This window comes from Marinomonas profundimaris, assembly GCF_000508165.1.
GTDB classification, from domain to species: domain Bacteria; phylum Pseudomonadota; class Gammaproteobacteria; order Pseudomonadales; family Marinomonadaceae; genus Marinomonas; species Marinomonas profundimaris.
Window position 1 is genome coordinate 1 of record NZ_AYOZ01000024.1, and the last position, 10,166, is coordinate 10,166.

Here is a 10,166-nt window from a genome sequence, read left to right on the forward strand (position 1 = left end):
TCAGATCACGCCTCGTTCCTCGACTAATCTGACCTACGGGATGGTGATTGAGATTTGTTGGTTTGTGATTCTTTGAAGGAGGCATGGATGCCTAGGTACATTAGAAGTAAGCGTTTTGGCGGTACGTTTTTCTTTACTGTTACTTTGAGGGATCGCCGCTCTTCTGTGTTAGTTGATCATATTGATCTTTTGCGTGACTGTGTACGTCATGTTAAATCGAAACGGCCATTTGATATTATTGCGTGGGTGGTTTTACCAGATCATATTCATGCCATTTGGCGATTGCCGGAGGGAGACAATGCATTTTCCATACGATGGCAGTTGATTAAGATGTTGTTCACCAAGAAATTAAAAGAAAGAATGCATGACAAGGAAAGTGTTTGGCAAGGTCGTTTTTGGGAACATGAGATCAAGTCAGATGACGATTTGAGAAACCATATCCATTATTGTTATTTGAATCCAGTCAAACATGGTTACGTTTTATCAACACGGGATTGGCCGTATTCAAGTTTTCATAGAGATGTTAAGTTGGGGTTATTTGATATCCATTGGAATGGTTTGTTAGAGGTACCCTGAGCGCATAAACATCTTCAGATCACGCCTCGTTCCTCGACCAATCTGATCTACGGGGTGGAGGTTTGATGATTTATCGCGACGGATAGATATCCCCCGCCGCGATTTTTTTGGCTTAGTCCTTTTTGGCGAAGGCAAAGCGTATGAGTACGATGCCCATTCCCAGCATGCCGCCGAGCAATACAGCGAGTACGCAGATGAGTGCGCGTTTGGGACCGGCTTTTTCTTCTGGCACCACCGCTGGGTCTATGACTTTAAAGGCAAACTCTTCCTGCACTTCTGCAAGCATTAGGTTTTTGGTCTGCTCTTCGATAAGTTGATAAAACACGGATTGCATGTCTGCAATTTTGGTTTTTTCGACCTGAGTTTCTAAATAGTGAATGTTGCTTCGGGTTTCATCTAGAGACTTTTTCTTTACCCAAGCGTTCAGGTCAATCACTAGCCAGTCTACCCATTGCTTGGCTATCGTCGGGGAAAGGTGTGTGATAGATAAGGTCACTAATCCGTTGTCTTTGCTTTCAGATACGGCAATAAGCTTGCTAAATTCTTTATACGCCTCCCAATCCGTTGGTTTAGGAGACTTCCCTGGCTCGACCTCTCGTACCCACTTATGGCTTTCTTGGTTGTAAGTTTCAGGGTCAAGCAGCAGAGTATCTTGCGCTTCATTCCATTTTTCACCCGCCATCAATGGAACCAGCAAGTCATATTTATGAACAAAAGCATTAACAAACTGACGTGATTTGAGCGTCGCGAGGGCGATGGCTTTGGTGTCTGTGCCACCACCGCCAAGGCTAATGCCCGCTAATGACGCTAAACCGCCAAATTGCGATGCCATGGCCGCCAAACCACCAGACTTACTGTCGCTCGCAGAGGCTAAAATGGCTTCTGCTTTGTAGGTGTTCGGCTGCGAAAGTGCATACAACACACCACCAACAGCAAAAACAAACGTGGTAAAAATAATGATCCATTTACCTTTCCAAAGCGCTATAAACAGCTCTTTCAAATCTATTTCATCATCGTGCTGCGAGTACGCTTGTGGAGGTAATGTGTAGTTTTCTTTCATTGTCATTCTTCACTTTGTTTGGTTTTATGCACTGCGTACGTATATGGTGATTAGTCTTTCACTGCGCTCCAAGCGACACCCAGTTGATACAATATTTGCGTCGCAGTCGACAAGGTACTCAAGCCATCTAGGTAGTCGGTGTTAATTGGCACTATGATGGTGTCACCAGGCTCCAGTGGTTGATAATTGCGACTAAACCAAAAAGAATTATTGGGCAATTCCACAGAACCATTGGCCTTCACTATATATACTCGGTCGATGTCGGCTTGACGTTTTGTACCACCCGCTGAAGCAATGTAGTCTTCAACCGTCAAATTCGGGTTAAACGTATGGTGTGATGCATACTGAACTTCTCCAGATATACTCACAACAGGGTTTAATGCAGGAACAAAAAGTTTATCGCCTTTTTCTAACAGTAAATTGGCCAGTTTATCGCCTGTCATCGCTTTGTTTAGGTCTACCACTAAGCGCCCTACCGGCTCTGCTTTATCGAGCTGGTCAACAATGGCGATGGCTTGTGCCGGATCAGACACGCTACTGCCTTGACGACGCAACGACATAGCGCTGATCTCTTGCTTTAGCTGTGCGTTCAAATACTTCAGTCTTTCTGCTTCCTGACGCTTTAACCGTTCTCGACTCAATATGGCGCCATCGGGATACGCAAACTCGGTAAAACCACCCGCTCGCTCAATCACCTCTTTTAAGGTTTCGCCTCGCTGGAAAATATACGTGCCAGGGAAAACAAATTCACCCTGCAAATCCACCACCATGCCTTCTTTCCAGCCAGGCTTAGATTTGATAATAATGTGATCCTGAGGGCTTATTTGAACAGGGTATTTACCCGTGATGGCGTCTTTTAAAGAAAAATTCACCCTCTCCATTACCGAGCGACCATTCCAAGTCACCCGATGAGACAATTCAGCCGAGGTCAAATAAGCACTTTCCGTCAATCCACCAGCAGCGGTTAAAATAGAAGGGATTTTTGCATTCACCGCTAGAGGGTAAACACCTGGGAACTTCACCGCGCCCGATATTTCAATGACTTGCGCTGGCAGTAAATAGCCACTCTGTTCTTTCAAGCGATCAACAATAGGTGTCAATAAAGATTCTCGATTTATCTTACGCTGCTCTGCCGCCGCCGATATATCAGAGATATCAGCTATATCAAGCTCTGTCGTTTCTTTCTTAACCACAACAGCACCAGTTTGAGCATCGATGATCTCGCGCTCACTGAATAAAGCACCATTAATATCTTTAACGCCTTCAGTAAAATTGGCTTTATCATTCGAATAGGATCCAAACCAATAACCTTGCTCTAAACCATTATCAAACACAAAAATCTGATCTTTTTCTTGTAGCAACAAGTTATCCGGTGACGTATGCGAAGTAAGGGCGGTAAGCAAACTAAATTGATAGACTTCTATATCTTGTTTCTGATTAATTTGACGTACCAATAGGGCATAATTTAAATCTGCACTTTGCTTTAAACCGTCTTCAATAGAACCAATCGCATCACTAACCTTCATGCCTTCTTTAAAACTTAACGCCCCTTGACGCGCCACTTCCCCACGAACCGCTATCGCATTTTTCAAAGAGTTGGACACTTTATCTAAACGAATTTCGTCTCCATCAGCCACAATAAATTGACGATCCGATGGCGTTGATAAATCCAGCGTAAGTTGTTGCACGCCATCCGAATTGGCTCTGCGTACATTAACTTTAGAAAGATACGCTTGGGCAGAAGCGCCGCCTGCCATATTGAGTAAACCCGTCATAGTTACTCGACCTTTTAACTCATACATCGCAGGACGAGTAACTTGGCCTTGTATTGTCACGCTATTTTGACGCGTTGGAATGAATAATGTATCGCCAGAAGACAGGCGAATATCTTTTGCCGTATCGCCATTTAACAGTAAGTCATACAAGTCAAAGTCGGACACGACTTTACCTTTACGTTTGAGCTGGATATTACGCAAACTACCACTCTGCTTCACGCCACCGCTGGCGACCAGCGCTTGAGTAATTGTGGTTAATGCGTTGACATTATAAGCGCCCGGCTGAGTCACTTCCCCGACGATATACACTTGCATGGTTCGCATTGCGCCCATGGAAACAGAAACATCCACACCAATGACTTTCTGTTTAATCACTTTGATAACTTGAGTTCTTAGCTGCTCGAAAGTTTGACCCGCAACAGAAATAGGCCCTAGATCCGGTAAGTTGATCGTGCCGTCACGATCAATTTTTAACGATACGTCCTGAGTGCTTTTGCCAAACATTTGCACGTTAATAATATCGCCTGGCCCCATTTGATAGTCCAATGGCACCGGGAAATCATCAACAACCGTAAACCCCATGTTACTACCGCTAAGAACATCGTAACCAAACATCGCGACTTCATCGTCGCTTTTTTCTATTGCTTGCTCGACATTAATCACCGGCGACGGAGCAACAGGGACAATGGCTGGCGCCTGTTCAACTACCGTCGACGTCGCACTTGTTCCCATTAAAGAATCCAAATCCACACCATACTGACGGGCAAGTGCTTCCTGCTGAGCCTTAGGCAAACTTTTAAATTGGTTAATCTGTGCCGCTGACAGATCCAAAGCCGAAGCATTCCCAACCAGAGCTATCATAAAAGTCGCTATCAATAATTTTTTTAATCGCATTGTGTATGGTCTATATTCGTCAAATGAAAGTTAAAGTTTTGTTTGATCCACGCTTAAAAGCGAAATTCGTAACCAAGCCAAACGTTGGTTTGATTGCTGTCTACCGTGTTTTTTGTCTGTTCATAGCTTGCGCCTAAATGCACCATCCCAGCGATGGCAGGCAAGCGATAAGTAACCTGACTCGTATTCGTTTTTTCGTTATCAAGTGTCGACTCTTGGTAGCTTACACCCATTTTATGATCGTTTTTAAGCTGTAAATACAAGGCAATAGACACACTATCATCAAGCAAGTAGGTTGTATTCGATACACCGTTTGTCATAGAAGGATAAGAACCCGACGCCCAAGGCGTATCGTCATGTGCCTTGGTCGATTGCTGAGACTCTAACACAATGCGCAATGTATTCTCGCCAAGTGGAAAAGCCCCCGTCCAGCCAAGCAGCCAAGCGCCTAATTCTGACGCTTTAGAGGTAGACGCCGCCTCTGCATACACGCTGTGATAAAAGCTTGCTATGGCAGGTAAGGTGATTTTTGCGTCTAACGCGAGTTGCTTATCGTCTTCATTTAGATCAACATCAGAAAACCAGGTTTGGTAAGTCACACCGTACTCAAAACGCGGTAATGGTTTGGACACCAAACGCGTTGCACTGTGGTATTCAAAATCCGAATGTTCAGGTTTGGCTAGTAAACTTTCTACACTCCAAACCCCTAATGCGCCACTTTTACCCATGTAGCTAACACTTGCATTGGGTTCCGCTTCCGCATAAGAACCTAAAATCAAGTTGTGCTGCCAACCTTGCCCCCACCAGCGATCCACACTTCCAATCGACCACAACCAAGCGCCAGCATTGAAAGCGATATAACTGTCATCCCAATTTAGCGACGTGTCGTCTTGGTTTTCACTATAAGCCACCGACAATCGATACGAATAGGAGCGACCTAAATGCTCAAAACTACTGTATATGCCTCGTTCATCTTCATTAAACTGCCCAAATCCTGAAGGCGAAGAAGACTGAGAGGCATTAATAAGCTTAAAAAGGCGGTTCCCTCGATTCAATCTAGCGGAATTTAAGGTGTAGGATAATTCCTGATTCGCGATCGATACCGAATCATCCTCTTCATTGGCGGTGGTCAAATCATCACCAAACAAAGACCAGCGCATAGGGTAATGGTTAACAGAAGAAGACAACTGGCCTGAATCTGACAGTAAAACCAATGAAGAACGTAAAAATGGGTCGTCTGTTTCTAACCATGGGGAAGACAAAGCGGGCACTGAAAGGGAGGCAGAAAACAAGGCCATCAGTGTTTTGTGATACCTAAACAAGGGCGTTTTTTTCATTTTAGTCGAAGACATTAACGGCTCACAATTCCTTGTACTGGCAAAAATAAATTTAAAAAACGCGGTTTTAACTACCACGTTAAACAATATGATTGAAGTCCATCCAATCTATTGTATTTCCTTTCGTTCATATCGAACTCGGGGGACATGATGTAACAAAAATACCGAGAAATAAAGACAGTTGTATCCGTTACTTGAATATAAAAAGGGCATTCTATCAATGTTATCTATCTAATGTAGCCATAAATGCTTAGTCAATTAATTTTAGAAAAACACTTAGCCCATACAAAAAGCAGTAAGAATTGATTAAAAAATTCACAAAAACCCTCCCTATACCGCTTACATTGTTGTAATTCTTGCTCTAGAATCAATCTTGAAGCTATTTTAGCTTTACATCGATGTTTTTAATGATAAGGAAATATTATGAAACTTGTTACTTTGGCTACTGTTGTAGCACTTGGCCTAGCTAGCCAAGCATATGGCGAAGCTGCTAGTGGTGCTGCTGGCGCATCTGGTGGCGCTGGTGCTGCTGGCGCTGGTGCTGCTGGCGCTGGTGGTGTTGCTGCTGGTGGCGCTGTTGCTGGTAGCGCTGCTGCTGTTGGCGGTATTGCTAGCGCAACAATTGCGACTGGTATCGCAGCGGCAACTGCCATATCTGTTGGCGTTGTATCGTCTCAGAACGACCCTGTAACCGTCACGACTACAACCAATACTAAATAGTATTGGTTTTAAAGATCGTCTGATGGTGCTATGCCGTCAGACGATTTTTTTGTATTTCATTACACATTGGCTATTTCATGTTATTTCGATATTCTTTCGTTCCCTGCTTTGCGTTTACCATTCTATTGTTCCTTTCTGGCTGTACCGATAATTTAAAAAGTGCCATAGGCTCAGCGGAAGCGTTTATTGATAATCAAAAAGGGCTCGATATTAGTGCGGATTACATTCAATCCCTCCCTTATTCAAGCACGTTAGTCAGCATTAATGACGGCAAGCCTATTTTATTAATATTATCGTTTGCTGAGAAAAACGTTAACAGTGGTATTTATCAACTCACTTGGTTAAGCAATGATAATAGCGTCATTGTGACGGAGAATGGTCGAATCGTTCATTCCACAGGTTTTTCTAGCGGTAACCTAGAAGGCTTGAGGGCAACAGAGAATAATCTCCCGCTGCCAGGTAACGCCCAAAACTGGGTAGCACATTATGACTGGTCACCCGGCTACCGTTATGATTTTTCAGCTGACGTTCATAGCACATCAATAGGCACTGAAACCCTTCAAAGCGATTTGTGGCATCAAGAGACAGAACATGTCAAAGAAGACATTACGTTTACGACGTTAGATTATTCCTTTTCAAACCATTTTTGGGTTGCTCCTCGAACGAACTCTCATAAAGCTTATGTCATAAAGAGCATCCAGTATTTGGGGCCTAATATGCACAAGGTCGAAATGCTCATGATAAAACCCTTCATCGAAACACTACAAAATACAAAAGCCTCGAAGGATTCGAAGTAATGTCACCACCATTTTTAAAAACATTTTTTATACGATGCTGCATGCTAAGCATTATGAGTTTTTCAGTTTTTTTTCCAGCCCACGCCAATGCAGAGCCAACACAAATCACGCTGATCCAGACGCAAAAATTACTTTCTTACCCAAGCGAAGTACGTTTGTCGACCGTCTTGACCGATGGCCACAGCCAAGTTAACTATAAAATTTATCCACTTGGAACTGCATTAATCGACCCACACAAGCAACACATTATTGATACGAAATTGCATGGCGTAATAGCGAAACTTGAGCAGCTTAATACCACTGACTCACACCGACTCATTAAACAATTAACTACGCTGCGTTTTGCATACCGTGAAAACATAAACACAGTACTTAGTGACGTCCGTGTAAACCCCAAACGGGATCCGATGCTCAAAACCGACTATTGGCTGTCTCTACCCAAAAGACCAGATCATATGCTGCTCATTAGCCCTAAAGAAGAAGCCAGTATTATCCGGCCCATTCAGCCGAACAGCGATCTGAAATACTACCTAAGCTCACTGTACAATACAGATGTTCCAGACTCAGTTTGGATAATCCAAGCAGACCAAAAGGTATACCAAGTAAACGATATTAATTGGAAGGCTGAACGCTTCTTCCTAGCCCCTGGTGCAGTTGTGTTTACTGGCTTAAATAATTTAAACAATGAAGAGCGAGATTTAAATTCAGACATTGCTCACTTACTTGCTTTTCGTTTGGAGCCATAATGCGACGTAAACACGCTCATATTGCTTATTTTCTCACTTGCTCTAGCGCATTATTTATCACCGACCTACACGCTGAAGATTTTAACTATAACCCTATCCCCTTCCAAGAAGCGGAACTAACGCCTTCACAAGGTGACCTAGGCGGTGTTGGGCTTATGCAAATGCCCACTGGACGTATGGCAGAGGAAGGTGCATTTAGTTTTGGTTATAGCTACAACGACGAATATCGCTTTTACACGCTATCGCTTCAATTAATGCCTTGGTTGGAAACCACGATACGCTACACAGAAGTCGATGGTCTTTTATACAGTGAAAACGAAAGTTTTAGTGGCGATACAAAATATGCGGACAAAGGCATCGATGCCAAAGTTCGGCTATTAAAAGAAAGCCATTGGCTACCAGAAGTCTCCGTTGGGCTAAGAGACCTTGGCGGTACGGGGTTGTTTGATGGTGAGTTTATTGCGGCAACAAAACGCCTTTCAACCGATCATTACGGCCAGTTCGATTTCACCCTGGGATTAGGTTGGGGCTATTTGGGACAGCGAGGCAATACAGGCAATCCTTTATGCTCAGCCAGCGAGCACTTTTGCAATCGGGTTTCAGGCTACTCCGATAATGGTGGCTCTATCGACTACAACCGCTGGTTTACAGGCGCTACTTCATTATTTGGCGGGGTAGAATACCAAACCCCTTATGATCCTCTGCGCTTAAAATTAGAATACGATGGCAACGACTACAGTCAAGATTACCCAACTACACGCAGCGGCATAGACATGACACCCCGCACGCCCTGGAATATTGGGGCAATTTACAACGTCGCCGACGGCGTGGATTTAAGGTTGAGCTATGAACGCGGCACCACGGTTGCGCTTGGCTTCACTCTATCCACCAATTTCAGTACGATCCACACACCCTGGATAGACGAACCAACACCACCACTGGGTACACAGCAAGCAACCGCATTAGATGGCGTAGATTGGCAAAAAGTGGACAACGAATTAAGCAAATTCTCAGGTTACCAAACCGAAAAGGTGTATCGAGAAGACAACACCGTTTCTATCGTTGCAACACAGAGTAAATACCGTAATCGTGATGTTGCCATTGAACGCGCTTCTGCGATTTTAGCCAACCATCTACCGAGTGATATCGAATCTTATACCGTTATCGAAACGGAAAAAAACATTCCTGTTAAGTCTACTGAAGTCTCGGCAAAAGCCTATCGAGATATTGCCACAGTAGATTACTTCAATCCCTCGATTAAAGACGCTACTACTGAACGGCAGCCAGAAATAATCGCCTCGGAACCCTTATACGACAACTTTGAACGGCTCAGCTATGGCTTTGCACCTCACTTAACACAATCCTTTGGTAGTCCAGAAAGCTTCTACCTTTACAGTTTAAGTTTGGATGGTGGTGCATCTTACTGGCTTAACAGCAGCTTTGAACTCTCCGGTTCTGTGTCTCTTAACATGTTGGATAACTACGACAAACTGAATTACAGCGCACCTTCTGACAACACGGATAATTACCGTGTCAGGACTTTGGTCCGAGCGTACGTGCGTGACAATGATGCCTATATGAATAACCTACAACTGACTTGGTATCAAAAATACGGACAAAATTGGTATCAGCAAGTTTATGCTGGTTACTTAGAAACCATGTTTGCCGGCGTAGGTACCGAGGTACTGTACCGTCAACCGAATTCTAACTGGGCCATTGGCGCTGATATAAACGCTATTTCACAGCGTGATCCACATTCGGTTTTCGGCGTATTTAACGATGAGAATGATTACGGCGGTGGCACCAAAGTATTAGCAAGAGGCACAACAGGCCATTTGTCACTGTATTACCAGCCACAATTGTCATTCCTAAAAGACACCATGTTTCGTATAGACATGGGGAAATTTTTAGCAACGGACGTGGGTACTCGCTTCGATTTTTCAAAGCAATACAAAAGCGGTGTGATTGTTGGCGCTTACGCAAGCAGGACAAACATGTCCGCGGAAGACTTTGGCGAAGGGAGTTTTACCAAAGGGTTTTATTTGTCCATTCCGTTTGACACTGTGTCACTCAAACCGACTAATACTCGCGGTAATTTCAACTGGCAACCCATTACTCGTGATGGTGGGCAAACACTGCAAAAACGCAGCAATTTATTCAGCGTGACAGACATGGTATCACCTTGGTATCAACGCCCTAACCAGAATAAATAATTTATGCTTTTTGTCGTGGCTTTAGGCCGACAAAACGTATCTTTTGTA

8 protein-coding genes are annotated in these 10,166 nt (G+C 43.9%); 5 read left to right on the forward strand and 3 right to left on the reverse strand.

The genetic code is table 11. The features are described from left to right. Positions 1–87 precede the first annotated feature (87 nt). Entirely contained in the window at positions 88–576 is a 489-nt protein-coding gene (locus tag D104_RS30565) for an REP-associated tyrosine transposase (protein ID WP_024024463.1), read from the forward strand. Positions 577–688: 112 nt separating this feature from the next. Here the strand turns inward: D104_RS30565 and D104_RS30570 are convergent, their stop codons facing one another. The 3 genes from D104_RS30570 to D104_RS30580 form a co-directional block, all read right to left on the reverse strand. Continuing rightward, positions 689–1,642, reverse strand: a complete 954-nt coding sequence (locus D104_RS30570; RefSeq protein WP_235075935.1) for a Wzz/FepE/Etk N-terminal domain-containing protein — start codon at positions 1,640–1,642, stop codon at positions 689–691. Positions 1,643–1,686: 44 nt separating this feature from the next. Next, positions 1,687–4,272 (reverse strand): SLBB domain-containing protein, encoded by a 2,586-nt coding sequence (locus D104_RS30575; protein ID WP_235075936.1) that lies wholly within the window; start codon positions 4,270–4,272, stop codon positions 1,687–1,689. 86 nt (positions 4,273–4,358) lie between these two features. After that, complete coding sequence (locus D104_RS30580; protein WP_051997759.1) at positions 4,359–5,657, reverse strand: capsule assembly Wzi family protein; 1,299 nt, start codon at positions 5,655–5,657, stop codon at positions 4,359–4,361. A gap of 408 nt (positions 5,658–6,065) precedes the next feature. Here D104_RS30580 and D104_RS37420 point away from each other — a divergent pair, with 408 nt between their 5' ends. The 4 genes from D104_RS37420 (at position 6,066) to D104_RS30600 (ending at position 10,118) form a co-directional block, all read left to right on the forward strand. Then, positions 6,066–6,362, forward strand: a complete 297-nt coding sequence (locus D104_RS37420; RefSeq protein WP_024024467.1) for a hypothetical protein — start codon at positions 6,066–6,068, stop codon at positions 6,360–6,362. A 77-nt stretch (positions 6,363–6,439) separates the two neighbouring features. Beyond that, positions 6,440–7,159, forward strand: coding sequence for a YjbF family lipoprotein (locus D104_RS30590; RefSeq protein WP_024024468.1), 720 nt, complete (start codon positions 6,440–6,442; stop codon positions 7,157–7,159). 53 nt (positions 7,160–7,212) lie between these two features. Continuing rightward, on the forward strand, positions 7,213–7,905 hold the full coding sequence (locus D104_RS30595; RefSeq protein WP_160168777.1) for a capsule biosynthesis GfcC family protein: 693 nt from the start codon (positions 7,213–7,215) through the stop codon (positions 7,903–7,905). Next, positions 7,905–10,118 carry a YjbH domain-containing protein gene (locus D104_RS30600; protein WP_024024470.1) on the forward strand — a complete coding sequence of 738 codons (2,214 nt, stop codon included), beginning with the start codon at positions 7,905–7,907 and terminating at the stop codon, positions 10,116–10,118. The genes D104_RS30595 and D104_RS30600 overlap by 1 nt, the downstream gene beginning before the upstream one ends. Positions 10,119–10,166: the final 48 nt, after the last annotated feature.

What these genes read in the sequence shown, in the direction of transcription:
- D104_RS30565 (WP_024024463.1), top strand. Translation starts at nt 88, where the DNA reads ATGCCTAGGTACATTAGAAGTAAGCGTTTTGGCGGTACGTTTTTCTTT.
- D104_RS30570 (WP_235075935.1), bottom strand. Translation starts at nt 1,642, where the DNA reads ATGACAATGAAAGAAAACTACACATTACCTCCACAAGCGTACTCGCAG.
- D104_RS30575 (WP_235075936.1), bottom strand. Translation starts at nt 4,272, where the DNA reads ATGATAGCTCTGGTTGGGAATGCTTCGGCTTTGGATCTGTCAGCGGCA.
- D104_RS30580 (WP_051997759.1), bottom strand. Translation starts at nt 5,657, where the DNA reads ATGTCTTCGACTAAAATGAAAAAAACGCCCTTGTTTAGGTATCACAAA.
- D104_RS37420 (WP_024024467.1), top strand. Translation starts at nt 6,066, where the DNA reads ATGAAACTTGTTACTTTGGCTACTGTTGTAGCACTTGGCCTAGCTAGC.
- D104_RS30590 (WP_024024468.1), top strand. Translation starts at nt 6,440, where the DNA reads ATGTTATTTCGATATTCTTTCGTTCCCTGCTTTGCGTTTACCATTCTA.
- D104_RS30595 (WP_160168777.1), top strand. Translation starts at nt 7,213, where the DNA reads ATGAGTTTTTCAGTTTTTTTTCCAGCCCACGCCAATGCAGAGCCAACA.
- D104_RS30600 (WP_024024470.1), top strand. Translation starts at nt 7,905, where the DNA reads ATGCGACGTAAACACGCTCATATTGCTTATTTTCTCACTTGCTCTAGC.